Source organism: Cellulophaga sp. F20128 (assembly GCF_023015805.1).
Lineage (GTDB): Bacteria > Bacteroidota > Bacteroidia > Flavobacteriales > Flavobacteriaceae > Cellulophaga.
In genome coordinates this window covers 1-13,793 of the sequence record NZ_JALKBA010000031.1, presented here as the reverse complement: position 1 = coordinate 13,793, position 13,793 = coordinate 1, and the positions used below count along the sequence as shown (strand labels likewise).

Sequence of the window (13,793 nt, the reverse complement as noted above, 5' to 3'; positions counted from 1 at the left end):
ACCATCAACCATCAACCATCAACCATCAACCATCAACCATCAACCATCAACCATCAACCATCAACCATCAACCATCAACCATCAACCATCAACCAGTTTACCCTTTAGAAATTCCACCAGAACCAGAAGTTTTGCTTTCTATTACCTTGGGGTTTCCCTTGTAATGGATATCTCCGGATCCTGAAACTCGTGCATCAATAGATTCTTTTGCAGTTACCTTAATATCGGCTGATCCAGAAACTAGAGCGGTGACAAAATCGGCTTCTAAATTATAAGCAGAAATATCCCCAGAACCAGAAACTCTTATTGTAAAAGCAGTTGCAGAACCACTTAGTTTAATATCGCCAGAACCAGAAATAGAGGCCTTTAATTCCTTAGCTTCAATCTCTAAGTTAATATCTCCAGAACCTGAAATACTCGTTTCAAAAGAATTGCTGATAATTTTTTTCTTTCCCACAATATCCCCAGACCCAGAAAGTGAAGCAGCAGAAATACTTTCTATAGGGATGGTAATTACAACAGTTTTTCCATTAGACGGATTTAGATTTTTACCTTTTTCGGGTTTAATGGTAAGTTTGCCATTTTTTACCTCGGTAGTAATATATTGTAAAATATTTTCTTCGCCTTTTAAAGTAATCTTACCCTCTTTACCGTCTACAAGTTCTACATCGAAAAAACCAGAAAGTGAAATTTCTTCATAATCAGATGTCGTTTTTGTGATGGTTACTACATTTCCGTTTCCATTAATACGTTTTCCCCATTGCGCACTAACAGACAGTGATACTAATAATACTAAACTTAGTGGAATTAATTTTTTCATATTGTTTTATTTAATTTTTGTTGAAGGATATACTTCCGTATTCTGTACTTATGTTTACAAAATTAGTACTGTTTTCCGAACCACAATTGCCTTTGTAATATTTTTTGGTATTCTTTATTTCTTTTGTTAGAATTGTACAGCCGTCTAAACCGCTAATTCCTCCGTAGGACGACTTTAGTTCAAAGTTAAAAGTATAAGAAGGATGGTATCCAATTTTTACACCAGTATAGTCCGCATTGATATCTATATTGCCTGCCTTTTCAGTAAGCTCACTAATTTTTAAAGAACCATAATCTGCATTTACAGCGACATTACCATTTATTTTTCCAAATTTAATACTGATATAATCTCCATTTCCTTCAATATTTTGAGCTTCTCCGACAGTTAGGCTTCCATAATCACTAGAATAGATAAGGTTTCCCATTTGTGTAATATTGGAGCTGGTATAATCTGCATTTAGGATTATATCTCCGGCTTTTTCAATTGTAAACCCAGAATAATCTGCATTTATTTCACCACTATTCAGGTATGCAATCTCAGATTTGGATGTGTAGTCAAAATTTAGAGAATTATTCCTGCCTCTGAGTTCGCCTATATCTAATCTGCCATAGTCACAATTAATTTTTGCATGCCCATCAATACGGTCTAAACTTATGGTGCCGTAATCATTGGTTAAATCGATACTGTTCTTTACAGGAAGTTTAATGGTGTAATTAATTTGCATACTCACATTGTTGTTGTTGCCCCAGCCCCAGCCAATTTTATTTTTATTAAAAATTGTTTCTGCAGAAACTAGAGTGTTAGAAGCGGCAAAATCAACCGTGATTTCATTCAATTTTTGTTGTACCTTTTCCTCATCATTACCGCTGGTTTTAATGTGAACTACAATTTCAATTCTGTCTTGGTTCCAGGAGGTAATCGACAGGTTTCCGTATTTATTGTCAACCTTTAATAAGGCAGAGGCGCTTACAGTAAACTCCTTTTTTATAGTTTTTTCTTTGGTAAACTTTCCTTTGTCATTATTGGCAGTAGTTGCCAATGGAATGGAAAGTGCAAGAAGGGTGATGTATTTAAATAGTAAAGTTTTCATCATTGTATTGTTTTAAATTTTTAATAGTTTCAATTTGCTTCATTACTTCTTTAACAAGATCTATTCTTGTTTGAAAATTGGTAATGATTGCGCTTAATATCAATTTGGAGCTACCGCCGTTTATTAAATTTTGCTCTAATTTTGTATAATCTTTTTCTAATTTATCCAACTGCAATAGCGTGTCATCTACAATTTGTTTTGTTTCAGGAGCATCTTCTTTTTTAAGTTCTTTTACTTGTTCCCTTACGAGATTTGCAAAATAAAACTTGGTTTCGGTAACCACTGGGGCTATTTCTGTTATTTGTTCTGTAGTTGTTTTGGCAGGCATTAAATATAATGTTGCCAAGGCGCATATAAATACAATAGACGCGGCAATTGATAAGGGTTTCCAAAGCGATTTTTTAGTGGGTTTAAATACACTTCTCGGCTTAGAATTTAATTTTTCTAAAAACCGGTGTTGATGCCCAAAACTTGGTTCCTCTGTGTTAAATGTACCCTTAAGATTCTTAAAGATATCTTCTATATTGTCCTCTTTCATAGGTATGCGGGTGTTAATTTTTTTCGTAAACTATCTTTAGCTCTAGAAATTGTAGTTCTGCAATTCGCATGGCTAATATTCATTATTTCACTGATTTCTTCATAGTCATATCCTTCAATTAAATGCAAGGTCAATGAAATTCTATAATTGTCTTTCAATTGTTTCATAGCGTACAGCACTTTTTGAGCCTTTAGTTCTGTGTCACTGGTATCTAGGTTGTTATTTTCATATTCTTCCTCTTTATAAAGTATGCTGTCAATGGCAACTTCATTGTTTTTTTGTTGTTTTCTGTAGTAGTAAATACTGTTATTTATTACAATTCGTTTTAACCACGCACCAAAAGCTACTTCTCCCTTATAGGTGTGTAATTTCGTAAATGCACTTAAGAACGATTCCTGCATAATATCTTCCGCTTCTGCATTGTGTTTTACAATCCTGAACGATGTATTGTACATAGCCTTATAGTATCGGTTATAGATTTCTAATTGTGCGCTTTGCTTCCCTTCTTTGCATTGTTGCACTAAAGTATTGATATGTTCTTTTTGTTGGCCCAAAAATTGTGTTGTTTGTAGTATAGATATCAGATTCTTTGAATTGTTACATTTTTTTTAAATTATTTTACCTCTTGGCATAAGAATTGACTAAATGTAAAAGAAAATAAACTTTTAAAGCCTAAAGAGTATAGGCTTCAAGCAAGAATAAATAAAAATAACTAATTTTAAATCATAGATTTCTGTTTTTTATTATGACAGAATGACTTAAATAGATATATGCGAGATTCAGAATTTGACAATTTGGCGCTACAGGGGATTAATGAGGAGGCAGAGCTTATACCATTATTATCACCAGAGGATGAAGAGGAAATGAACAATGAGCAATTGCCAGAAACTTTGCCCATATTGCCTTTGCGTAATACAGTTTTGTTTCCTGGGGTGGTAGTTCCTATCACGGCCGGGAGAGATGCTTCTATAAACTTAATAAAGGATGCTAATAATGGAAGCAAGGTTATTGGGGTTGTATCCCAAAAAGATGAAGAGACAGAAAACCCTGGAATAGATGATATTAATACTTTGGGAACTGTTGCAAGAATTTTACGTGTTTTAAAAATGCCAGACGGCAATACAACAGTAATAATTCAAGGTAAAAAGAGGTTTGAAGTTGCTGAGATTTTAACAGAGAAGCCTTATATGACGGCTACTGTACGTGAAACTAAAGAGGTGCGTGAAGATCAAAATTCTGAAGAATTCCTGGCTATTATTGAGTCTATCAAAGAAATGGCCTTAAAGGTTATTGCAGAAAGCCCCAATATTCCAAGTGAAGCATCTTTTGCCATTAAGAATATAGAAAGCAACTCGTTTTTAATCAATTTTGTGTCTTCAAATCTTAGGTTGACTGTTAAAGAAAAGCAGAAGCTGTTGGAGATAGAAAACTTAAAGGATAGAGCCTTGGCCACCTTAAAGTATATGAATGTTGAGATTCAGAAATTAAAATTAAAAAACGATATCCAATCTCGTGTACGCACAGATATGGACCGTCAACAACGTGAATATTTTTTACACCAGCAGATGCGAACCATTCAAGAAGAATTGGGTGGTGGTGCAACGGCTGAAGATGACATAGCCGAGCTTAGAATTCAAGGTAAAACCAAAAAGTTCACTAAAAAAGAAAGAGAGCATTTTAACAAAGAATTGGTTAAGATGCAGCGTATGAATCCGCAGGTTGCAGAATATGCCATTCAAAGAAATTATTTAGATTTGTTTGTAAGCCTCCCTTGGGGTAATTATTCGAAGGACAAATTCGATTTAAAACGCGCACAGAAGATACTGGATCGGGATCATTATGGTTTGGAAGATGTTAAAAGGAGAATCATAGAGTATTTGGCCGTTTTAAAGCTGCGAAATGATATGAAATCTCCAATCTTATGTCTTTATGGCCCTCCAGGAACAGGGAAAACATCCTTAGGAAAATCAATAGCAGAAGCTTTAGGTAGAAGTTATGTTAGAATGTCATTGGGAGGGTTGCGAGACGAATCTGAGATTCGTGGTCACCGTAAAACCTATATTGGTGCAATGCCAGGAAGGGTTTTAAAAAATATTAAAAAAGCAGAATTTTCCAATCCTGTTTTTGTTTTGGATGAAATAGATAAGTTGTCTAATAGTCACCAAGGTGATCCATCTTCTGCAATGTTAGAAGTGTTAGATCCAGAACAGAATAATGAGTTTTATGATAATTTCCTGGAGATTGGGTATGACCTTTCTAAAGTGATGTTTATTGCTACAGCGAATAATTTAGGTAATATTCATCCCGCCTTACGAGACCGTATGGAGATCATAAATGTTTCAGGCTATACGATTGAAGAAAAAGTAGAGATTGCTAAAAGACATTTGCTGCCAAAGCAATTAAAAGAGCATGGATTAAATGCTAAAGATTTAAAATTAGGCAAGCCTCAATTAGAAAAAATAGTAGAAGGATATACTAGGGAATCTGGTGTGCGTTCTCTTGATAAGCAAATTGCTAAGATGGTACGTTATGCGGCAAAATCGATTGCCACGGAAGAAGCGTATGAGGTAAAAATCACCAATGAGATTATAGAAACAGTATTGGGTCCTGCAAGAATGGAAAGGGATAAGTATGAGAATAACGATGTAGCCGGTGTTGTAACCGGTTTGGCCTGGACTAGTGTTGGAGGTGATATTTTGTTTATAGAATCGATCTTATCCAAAGGTAAAGGTGCTATGAATATTACTGGAAACCTTGGTAAGGTGATGAAAGAATCAGCTACCATTGCCCTAGAATATATAAAGTCTAATGCAGAATACTTTGGTATTAAGGATGAAGTTTTTGAAAAGTATAACGTGCACATCCACGTTCCAGAAGGCGCAACACCCAAAGATGGTCCTAGTGCAGGGGTAACGATGCTAACCTCTTTAGTTTCTTTGTTTACCCAACGCAAGGTAAAGAAGAGTTTGGCCATGACCGGAGAAATAACTTTACGAGGTAAGGTTTTACCAGTAGGCGGGATTAAAGAAAAAATATTGGCTGCTAAACGCGCAAGAATTAAGGAGATTATACTTTGTGAAGAGAACAGAAGAGATATCTTAGAAATTAAGGAAGATTATTTAAAAGGGCTTACGTTTCACTATGTATCAGATATGAGTGAGGTAATAGATATAGCCGTTACAAAGCAAAAAGTAAAAAACGCAAAAAAAATCTAATTTAAGTGGCTATTGTTAATAGCCGCTTTGTTTTAATTTGTTAGTCATGAAAAAAATAACCATTGCCATAGACGGATTTTCTTCAACAGGAAAAAGCACCATAGCCAAACAATTGGCAAAAGCCTTAGGGTATGTCTATGTGGATACTGGTGCTATGTATAGGGCTGTTACCCTGTATGCTGCTCGGCACGGATATGTAAGTCATGAAAAAGAAGATTATCAAGCATTATTAGAAGCCTTAGCTAACATAGAATTGAAATTTGAATACAATGACGATTTAGGTTTCGCAGAAATGTATTTAAATGGTGAAAACGTAGAGCAGGAAATTAGAACCTTGGCTGTTTCTAAATTGGTGAGCAAGGTAGCAGCCATTAAGGAAGTGCGTTCCAAATTGGTAGAGATGCAAAAGGAAATGGGGAAAGAGAAGGGTATTGTTATGGATGGAAGGGATATAGGATCTGTTGTTTTTCCTGAGGCAGAATTTAAAGTTTTCATGACAGCCTCCCCCGAAACAAGAGCGCATAGACGATACAAAGAATTATTAGACAAAGGAGAAATAGTAACTTATTTGGAAGTTTTACAAAATGTAAGAAGCAGAGACTATTTAGATTCTAATCGCAAGGAATCGCCATTGTTACTTTCTAAAGACGCTATTGAATTTGACAATAGTGACATGGGGCTTAAAGAGCAGTTTGAACGGATGTATAATTATGCATTGAGAGTGATAGAAAAGCAATAAAAAAGCGGCAATCCAATTGGGTTGCCGCTTTTTTTTACCAATAAAGTCGCTAGGACTTATAAGTTTGGAATAACTAATACTTGGTCTGGATGAATGACATCTGGATTTTTTAGGATGTTTGTATTCGCTTCAAAAATTTGCTTATACTTCATAGGGTCTCCATAATATTGCTTTGCAATTTTACTTAAAGATTCGCCTCCTTTAACGGTATGTCTGTGATAAACAGATTCATCTGTAACTGAAATGTTTGCTTTAAGATCTGAAGGACTTTGTCCGCCAATTTCCTTTATTTTATCCCAAAGAAGATTCTTTTCATATTGGGTTCCTGCTTCTCCTTTTATTTTTAAAACGCCACCTTCTTCGGTAACATTACCATCTTTAATTGCTAGTTCTTCACCAAGGTCTAAAACAGCTTGGTATTTTGCTTTTACACTCATAATACTTGTAATTTATAGTTAATAATTATAGCTCAAGATACTAAATAATGATGCAATTCTAATTAAAATTTATGAAAATAGTTCTGGCTGAGCTAAGCCACTGAGAATTAGTTAAAAACAGTATTTGTTTTACTAAAGATTTAATTGTATTTTTGCACCCCTTTTCGACTATAGTGTAAGAGGTAAAGGGAATAACTAAATTTAATTAACATCTTTTGTAGTGATAGTCTAACTCTTATAACGCTATGAAATACAAATTTTAATCAGCAAATGGCTGAAGACAAAACAAACGCCCAAGTAGAAGAAACTACAACGGCAACAGAAGTAAAAGTAGAAACTCCGAAGCAAGATCCAAAAGAATTTTTGGCTGAATTTGATTGGGATAAATACGAAGAAGGAATTGAGCGTGTAGACGATTCTAAATTAGAAGAGTTTGAAGCAATGGTTGCTGAAAACTTTGTAGACACTGCAGATGAAGAAGTAGTTACAGGTAAAGTTGTTCATTTAACTGAGCGTGAAGCTATAATTGATATTAACGCTAAATCTGAAGGTGTTATATCATTAAACGAATTTCGTTACAATCCAGATCTTAAAGTTGGTGACAGCGTTGAGGTTTTAATTGATATTCGTGAAGACAAAAGCGGGCAATTAGTATTATCTCATAGAAAAGCTAGAACAATTAAGGCTTGGGATAGAGTTAATAGCGCTTGTGAAAAAGAAGAAATCGTTAATGGTCATGTGAAGTGTAGAACTAAAGGTGGTATGATCGTAGATGTATTTGGAATTGAGGCATTCTTGCCAGGTTCTCAAATAGACGTGAAACCAATTAGAGATTACGATCAGTATGTTGGTAAAAACATGGAATTCAAGGTTGTTAAGATTAACCAAGAATTTAAGAACGTAGTTGTTTCTCATAAAGCTTTAATTGAGGCTGATATTGAAGAGCAGAAAAAAGAAATCATTGGTCAATTAGAAAAAGGACAAGTGTTAGAAGGTATTGTTAAAAATATTACTTCTTACGGTGTGTTTATTGACCTTGGTGGTGTAGATGGTTTAATCCATATTACAGATCTTTCTTGGAGTAGAATTAATCATCCAAATGAAGTAGTTGAGTTAGACCAAAAAATGAACGTTGTAATTTTAGATTTTGACGATAACAAATCTAGAATTCAATTAGGTCTTAAGCAATTAGAGAAGCACCCATGGGAAGCGCTAAGCGAAGAAATGAAAGTAGGTGACAAAGTTAAAGGTAAAGTAGTTGTTATTGCAGATTACGGTGCGTTTATTGAAGTTGCTGAAGGTGTTGAAGGTTTGGTACACGTATCAGAAATGTCTTGGTCTACGCACTTGCGTTCGGCTCAGGATTTTGTAAAAGTTGGAGATGAGATCGATGCTCAAATCTTAACTTTAGATCGTGATGATCGTAAAATGTCTCTTGGTATTAAACAATTAACGCCAGACCCATGGACAGATATTACAGGGAAATACCCAGTAGGATCTAAACATAAAGGTATCGTTAGAAACTTTACGAACTTTGGTGTGTTTGTAGAAATGGAAGAAGGTATAGATGGTTTAATCTATATTTCTGATCTTTCTTGGACTAAGAAAATTAAGCATCCATCTGAGTTTGTAACCGTTGGTGAAACTTTAGAAGTAGAAGTGTTAGAATTAGACGTAGAATCTCGTAAATTGAGTTTAGGTCACAAACAAACTACTGTGAATCCTTGGGATAAATATGAGACTGAATTCGCTTTGAATACAGTGCATAAAGGAACTATAGATGAAATCGTAGACAAAGGAGCAATTGTTAACTTTAATGAAGACATCGCTGCATTTGTACCTACACGTCATTTAGAAAAAGAAGACGGTAAGAAGATTGAAAAAGGTGAAGAAGCAGACTTTAAAATCATTGAATTCAATAAAGAATTCAAAAGAGTTGTTGCTAGTCACACTGCAATTTTCAGAGAAGAAGAGCAACGTAATGTAAAAGCAGCTGTTAAAAAACAAGCAGCAGCCGCAGACGAAGCGAAGCCAACAATTGGTGATGCTAATGAAGCTTTACAAGCGTTAAAAGATAAAATGGATGCTGCTAGTAAAAAGTAAGCTACTGTTTTAATAGATTTAAAAAGCCTGAACTATAGTTCAGGCTTTTTTTATGCTTGAAACTAAATGAGTTATCAAGTTTTAAAATAAAGAATCCAATTTCATTAATTGTGTTTCACTATAAATTCCTATTTTTGTAAAACAAAAGCGTTGGTCGCCTAACCTATGAGTAAAAAAGTACTACTTTCCTCAAAAGAAATCCAAATCATTTTACATCGTTTGGCTTGTCAGCTTTTAGAAAACCATGTAGATTTTAAGGATACCGTTTTAATAGGTCTGCAGCCGCGTGGCGTTTTTTTAGCCAAGAGACTTACCAACCTTCTAAGAGAAGATTATAATGTTAAAGAAATTAATTTAGGATCATTAGATATCACTTTTTATAGGGATGATTTTAGAAGAGGTGAAAAAACCTTGGAAGCAAGTAAAACCCAAATCGATTTTCTGGTAGAAGATAAAAAAGTGGTGTTTATAGATGACGTTCTATATACAGGTAGAAGTATTAGATCAGCATTAACGGCAATACAATCCTTTGGCAGACCTGCTGAAATTGAATTGCTAACGTTAATAGATCGCAGATTTAGTAGACACTTACCTATTCAGCCTAATTATAGAGGGAGACAGGTAGATGCCATTAATGGAGAAAAGGTACAAGTCCTTTGGGAGGAAAATGATGGACAGGATATTGTGTATTTAATAAATGAATAAATCAACGAAAATGAGCGAATTGAGTGTAAAGCACTTATTAGGAATTAAATATCTAAACAAAAACGATATTGACCTCATTTTTGAAACTGCAGATCATTTTAAAGAAGTTATTAATAGATCCATTAAAAAAGTACCTTCCTTACGAGATATTACCATTGCTAATATATTTTTTGAAAATAGTACCCGAACAAAACTCTCTTTTGAGTTGGCGGAGAAACGACTTTCTGCAGATGTTATCAATTTTTCAGCTTCACAATCCTCGGTAAAAAAAGGAGAAACCTTAATAGATACAGTGAATAACATCCTATCTATGAAGGTAGATATGGTGGTTATGCGACATCCCAACCCTGGGGCCTGTGTGTTTTTATCAAAACATGTAAATGCCTCCATTATAAATGCAGGAGATGGGGCGCATGAGCACCCAACACAAGCCTTGTTAGATTCCTATTCAATTCGTGAAAAATTAGGAGAAGTTAGCGGTAAAAATGTTGTAATTGTAGGAGATATTCTGCATTCTAGAGTGGCTTTGTCTAATATTTTAGCCTTAAAATTACAAGGAGCAAATGTAAAGGTGTGTGGACCTAAAACTCTAATTCCAAAGCATATAGAGTCTTTGGGAGTGACAGTAGAAACCGATTTAAGAAAAGCCTTGAATTGGTGTGATGTGGCCAATATGCTACGTGTGCAAAACGAAAGAATGGACATTAGTTATTTTCCTTCGACACGAGAATACACCCAGCAGTTTGGAGTGAATAAGGCTTTGTTAGAAAGCTTGGATAAAGAAATTGTAATCATGCATCCTGGACCCATTAATAGAGGAGTGGAAATTACAAGTGATGTAGCAGATTCTAATCAATCAATAATCTTAGGGCAGGTAGAAAATGGCGTGGCTATACGTATGGCTGTTATTTATCTATTGGCTTCTAAAATAAAATAAAAGTGTATGGTTTTAGATAAAGACGGAACAACGACTATTGTTTTTCAAGAAAATATTGCTTTGGCTAAATTTATTGCCAACCTAAATGGGGCGTATTCAAAAATAAAGAACGACAATATTATTGTCAACTTATTTTCCTTTTCGAAACTAACAAGTTCAGATGTGTTGGAATTTTTGGAATTATCTAACACCCATAGAAATACAAAAAAATCTTTTGTTTTGGTTACGGATAAAGTTTCTTATGATGAAGTTCCGAGCCAAATTTGTTTGGTGCCAACATTACAAGAGGCGCGAGATATTATTGAAATGGAAGAAATAGAACGCGACCTAGAGCTGAACTAAAAATAGATGCTTGTTTTTAGATGAAAGATGTTGCTTTGTGCGCCCTTCAACTATATTTTGGGTGCTCTAAGTTTTCTTTTATTAGTACCATCAACGATCAACCATTGGTCATTAATCTTTAATTTGGTTTTATTTTGCAGTTAACAATACTTGGTTGTCACGCAGCCACACCCCGAACATTGGCCAATCCAACCGCACAGACGCTGGAGCTAAAAAGCCACTTGTTTTTAATAGATTGTGGTGAAGGCACGCAAGTACAACTACGAAAGAGCAAGTTAAAATTTTCTCGTATCAAACATATTTTTATTTCGCATCTGCATGGGGATCATTTTTTTGGCTTACCGGGTTTGGTTTCTACCTTTCGGTTGTTAGGGAGAGAAACGGAACTGCATGTGTATGGCCCTAAAGGAATAAAGGAAGCCATCACCATGTTGTTGAAATTGGGCGATTCATGGACTAACTACCCCTTGTATTTTCATGAGCTTACCAGCAAGGAACCGGAACTCATTTTTGAAGATGATAAGGTAACTGTTAGTACAATTCCTCTAAATCATAGAATTTATACCAACGGATTTCTGTTTCAAGAAAAGGAAGCAGAGCGCAAATTAAATATTGAGGCAGTAGCAAAGTATAAAATCGACAAATGCTACTATCAGAAAATAAAAAATGGGAAGGATATTGAATTAGAAAACGGTATTGTAATTTCTAATGCAGACCTAACTTTTGATCCTCCAAAACCCAAGAGTTATGCCTTTTGTAGTGATACTGTTTTTGAACCTAAGATAATACCACATATAAAAAATGTGGATGTTTTGTATCATGAGGCTACTTTTTTAGAGTCAGAAGCAGCTCTAGCTCAAAAAACAAAGCATAGCACGGCCAAAGAGGCGGCTACCATTGCCAAAAGTGCCAATGTGGGCACATTGGTCTTGGGGCATTATTCTACACGCTACAAGTCCTTAGATTTATTTAAGCAAGAGGCAGAAGAAATTTTTCCTAATGTAGAATTGGGAGAGGATGGAAAGTCTTTTGATTTTTAGGCGCCGATTGTTGGTTCCTTTTTAAGTCTAATTTGGGTTGTATGCTATTTTAGTTGTTGAAAAAAGGTTGAATTATAAAAATTATGAGGTTGGTCACAACTTTTAATTAGTGAAAACTTTGGGTAAGTATAGTGGTTTTCAAGAACACGAAATGTTACTCTTTTTTTTTTTTTTTTTCAGATTACTCGTAATTAAATTGTTCTTGCAATTAAACGCAACCAAGTTACGATTTCAACATCTGTATGAAAATAATTATGATGAAAAACAGAAATTACCTGGTTCCTTTATTATTCATTACTATATTTTTATTTTCATGCTCACCTGAGGAAGATTTCAATTATCAAAGTGATTTGGAAAGCAGTCAAGCATCTTGGTTAGAATTTAAAGAATCTTCAAATAACTCCTATAAGTATGTGGTATCTAAAGGGTCTGTTTTTACAAGTTATGGTTGGGAAACAACGATAACAGTGTTAAATGGAGTAATAATTGAACGGGATTTTAAATACACGTCTGGAGCAGAAGACTTTATTCCTGAGGATCAGTTAGAATGGACTGAAAATGAATATCAAATTAATAGCCTAGATCACCAATATACAAGCGCCTTTTATGCCTTAACTTTAGATGAAGTATATGAAAAAGCGAAGCGGGAATGGTTAATAAAAAGAAAAGGTGCTATATCTTATTTTGAATCAGAGAATAATGGATTAATTTCAATTTGTGGTTATTCTGAAAAAGGATGTATGGATGATTGCTTTGTAGGGGTAATAGTTAAAGCTGTAGAAGCTTTATAAAATTTAGTTTACGCTTACCTGAATTTTTTAGCAGCCCTAGTTTTTAGATATTGAGCTTTGGGTTATTAAAAAAAACGATGTTATACGGATATAAGCATTTCTACGTTTATAGCTGTTACTTTTCTTCTATCTTTGTTTTTGATCAGTAAAAAGGATTGTAGCAAATGAAAAAAGACTTAGGAGATTATAGAAAGTCCTATCAAAAAAGTGAGCTTCTGGAAGATGGTATATCGGACAATCCAATGGAGTTGTTTCAGAAATGGTTTTATGAGGTAGAAGCATCTGAGGGTGTAGATGAGCCTAATGCCATGACTATTGCAACCATTGGCTTAGATGGTTTTCCTAAAAATAGGGTAGTGCTGCTTAAAAAGTATACCCACGAAGGTTTTATTTTTTATACCAATTACCAAAGTGAAAAAGGGAAAGCAATAGCGAATAATCCTAATATGTGTGTTTCCTTTTTTTGGCCTAATTTAGAAAGGCAAGTTATTATTAAGGGAAGGGCAGAAAAAATAGCGCCAAATCTTTCTGACGGTTATTTTGAATCGAGACCAGAAGGCAGTAAACTCGGTGCTATAGTATCTGAACAAAGTACCGTAATTCCCTCTCGGGAATTCTTGGAGAAAAAACTGAAATCGCTGGAAGAGGAATACGAAAGTAAGGAAATAGAGCGACCTCAATATTGGGGTGGTTATATTGTGAAACCGGTGTCCATCGAATTTTGGCAAGGAAGACCTAATAGATTACACGACAGAATTCGGTATGAACTTCAGGAAGATTACCATTGGAAAATAGAGCGACTGGCTCCGTAATGCGAAAGCCCAAAGTAAAAAGTCAAAAAGTCAAAAAGGCTTGTATCTGTACTCTTGATTCTCTTTTGATCTAATTTGTGGATAAGTTTTTTGGCTCTTTGTTGATGTGAATGCTAGATATCGCATTTTACCATCAACCATCAACCATCAACCATCAACCATCAACCATCAACCATCAACCATCAACCATCAACCATCAACCATCAACCATCAACCATCAACCA

The 13,793-nt window shown here is 34.8% G+C and carries 14 protein-coding genes; 9 read left to right on the top strand and 5 right to left on the bottom strand.

Features of this window, described 5'->3' with window-relative positions; translation table 11 throughout:
• Positions 1-97: 97 nt before the first annotated feature.
• Genes MWU65_RS17000 through MWU65_RS16985 form a run of 4 tightly spaced genes read right to left on the bottom strand, consistent with a single transcriptional unit; the run spans position 98 to position 3,002 of the window.
• Positions 98-820: a head GIN domain-containing protein gene (locus tag MWU65_RS17000; RefSeq protein WP_247079876.1), complete on the bottom strand. Its 723-nt coding sequence runs from the start codon at positions 818-820 to the stop codon at positions 98-100.
• A 10-nt stretch (positions 821-830) separates the two neighbouring features.
• Positions 831-1,913: a hypothetical protein gene (locus MWU65_RS16995; protein ID WP_348646047.1), complete on the bottom strand. Its 1,083-nt coding sequence runs from the start codon at positions 1,911-1,913 to the stop codon at positions 831-833.
• On the bottom strand, positions 1,891-2,448 hold the full coding sequence (locus MWU65_RS16990; protein ID WP_247079875.1) for a hypothetical protein: 558 nt from the start codon (positions 2,446-2,448) through the stop codon (positions 1,891-1,893). Before MWU65_RS16990 ends, MWU65_RS16995 begins: the two co-directional genes overlap by 23 nt.
• Entirely contained in the window at positions 2,445-3,002 is a 558-nt protein-coding gene (locus MWU65_RS16985; protein WP_247079874.1) for an RNA polymerase sigma factor, read from the bottom strand. The genes MWU65_RS16990 and MWU65_RS16985 overlap by 4 nt, the downstream gene beginning before the upstream one ends.
• Before the next feature lie 216 nt (positions 3,003-3,218).
• Between MWU65_RS16985 and lon the strand changes: the two genes are divergently transcribed.
• Both lon and cmk read left to right on the top strand, forming a co-directional pair.
• On the top strand, positions 3,219-5,663 hold the full coding sequence (gene lon, locus MWU65_RS16980; protein ID WP_247079873.1) for an endopeptidase La: 2,445 nt from the start codon (positions 3,219-3,221) through the stop codon (positions 5,661-5,663).
• Positions 5,664-5,709: 46 nt separating this feature from the next.
• The gene (gene cmk / locus MWU65_RS16975) at positions 5,710-6,402 is read left to right on the top strand and encodes a (d)CMP kinase (RefSeq protein WP_247079872.1); all 693 of its coding nucleotides are present in this window, start codon (positions 5,710-5,712) and stop codon (positions 6,400-6,402) included.
• A gap of 56 nt (positions 6,403-6,458) precedes the next feature.
• Here the strand turns inward: cmk and MWU65_RS16970 are convergent, their stop codons facing one another.
• On the bottom strand, positions 6,459-6,839 hold the full coding sequence (locus MWU65_RS16970) for a LysM peptidoglycan-binding domain-containing protein (RefSeq protein WP_247079871.1): 381 nt from the start codon (positions 6,837-6,839) through the stop codon (positions 6,459-6,461).
• Positions 6,840-7,109: 270 nt separating this feature from the next.
• On the opposite strand from MWU65_RS16970, the gene rpsA reads away from it, so the two are divergent.
• The 7 genes from rpsA to pdxH all read left to right on the top strand — a co-directional run bounded on the left by rpsA (position 7,110) and on the right by pdxH (position 13,569).
• Positions 7,110-8,942, top strand: coding sequence for a 30S ribosomal protein S1 (gene rpsA, locus MWU65_RS16965; protein WP_247079870.1), 1,833 nt, complete (start codon positions 7,110-7,112; stop codon positions 8,940-8,942).
• 165 nt (positions 8,943-9,107) lie between these two features.
• Positions 9,108-9,647, top strand: a complete 540-nt coding sequence (gene pyrR / locus MWU65_RS16960; RefSeq protein WP_247079869.1) for a bifunctional pyr operon transcriptional regulator/uracil phosphoribosyltransferase PyrR — start codon at positions 9,108-9,110, stop codon at positions 9,645-9,647.
• A gap of 10 nt (positions 9,648-9,657) precedes the next feature.
• On the top strand, positions 9,658-10,584 hold the full coding sequence (locus MWU65_RS16955) for an aspartate carbamoyltransferase catalytic subunit (protein ID WP_247079877.1): 927 nt from the start codon (positions 9,658-9,660) through the stop codon (positions 10,582-10,584).
• 6 nt (positions 10,585-10,590) lie between these two features.
• Entirely contained in the window at positions 10,591-10,926 is a 336-nt protein-coding gene (locus MWU65_RS16950; protein WP_247079868.1) for a ribonuclease Z, read from the top strand.
• A 134-nt stretch (positions 10,927-11,060) separates the two neighbouring features.
• The gene (locus MWU65_RS16945; protein WP_247079867.1) at positions 11,061-11,966 is read left to right on the top strand and encodes a ribonuclease Z; all 906 of its coding nucleotides are present in this window, start codon (positions 11,061-11,063) and stop codon (positions 11,964-11,966) included.
• A gap of 254 nt (positions 11,967-12,220) precedes the next feature.
• Positions 12,221-12,757: a hypothetical protein gene (locus tag MWU65_RS16940; RefSeq protein WP_247079866.1), complete on the top strand. Its 537-nt coding sequence runs from the start codon at positions 12,221-12,223 to the stop codon at positions 12,755-12,757.
• 164 nt (positions 12,758-12,921) lie between these two features.
• Positions 12,922-13,569 carry a pyridoxamine 5'-phosphate oxidase gene (gene pdxH, locus MWU65_RS16935; protein WP_247079865.1) on the top strand — a complete coding sequence of 216 codons (648 nt, stop codon included), beginning with the start codon at positions 12,922-12,924 and terminating at the stop codon, positions 13,567-13,569.
• The last annotated feature ends 224 nt before the right edge of the window (positions 13,570-13,793 follow it).

What these genes read in the sequence shown, in the direction of transcription:
- MWU65_RS17000 (WP_247079876.1), bottom strand. Translation starts at nt 820, where the DNA reads ATGAAAAAATTAATTCCACTAAGTTTAGTATTATTAGTATCACTGTCT.
- MWU65_RS16995 (WP_348646047.1), bottom strand. Translation starts at nt 1,913, where the DNA reads ATGATGAAAACTTTACTATTTAAATACATCACCCTTCTTGCACTTTCC.
- MWU65_RS16990 (WP_247079875.1), bottom strand. Translation starts at nt 2,448, where the DNA reads ATGAAAGAGGACAATATAGAAGATATCTTTAAGAATCTTAAGGGTACA.
- lon (WP_247079873.1), top strand. Translation starts at nt 3,219, where the DNA reads ATGCGAGATTCAGAATTTGACAATTTGGCGCTACAGGGGATTAATGAG.
- cmk (WP_247079872.1), top strand. Translation starts at nt 5,710, where the DNA reads ATGAAAAAAATAACCATTGCCATAGACGGATTTTCTTCAACAGGAAAA.
- MWU65_RS16970 (WP_247079871.1), bottom strand. Translation starts at nt 6,839, where the DNA reads ATGAGTGTAAAAGCAAAATACCAAGCTGTTTTAGACCTTGGTGAAGAA.
- rpsA (WP_247079870.1), top strand. Translation starts at nt 7,110, where the DNA reads ATGGCTGAAGACAAAACAAACGCCCAAGTAGAAGAAACTACAACGGCA.
- pyrR (WP_247079869.1), top strand. Translation starts at nt 9,108, where the DNA reads ATGAGTAAAAAAGTACTACTTTCCTCAAAAGAAATCCAAATCATTTTA.
- MWU65_RS16955 (WP_247079877.1), top strand. Translation starts at nt 9,658, where the DNA reads ATGAGCGAATTGAGTGTAAAGCACTTATTAGGAATTAAATATCTAAAC.
- MWU65_RS16950 (WP_247079868.1), top strand. Translation starts at nt 10,591, where the DNA reads ATGGTTTTAGATAAAGACGGAACAACGACTATTGTTTTTCAAGAAAAT.
- MWU65_RS16940 (WP_247079866.1), top strand. Translation starts at nt 12,221, where the DNA reads ATGATGAAAAACAGAAATTACCTGGTTCCTTTATTATTCATTACTATA.
- pdxH (WP_247079865.1), top strand. Translation starts at nt 12,922, where the DNA reads ATGAAAAAAGACTTAGGAGATTATAGAAAGTCCTATCAAAAAAGTGAG.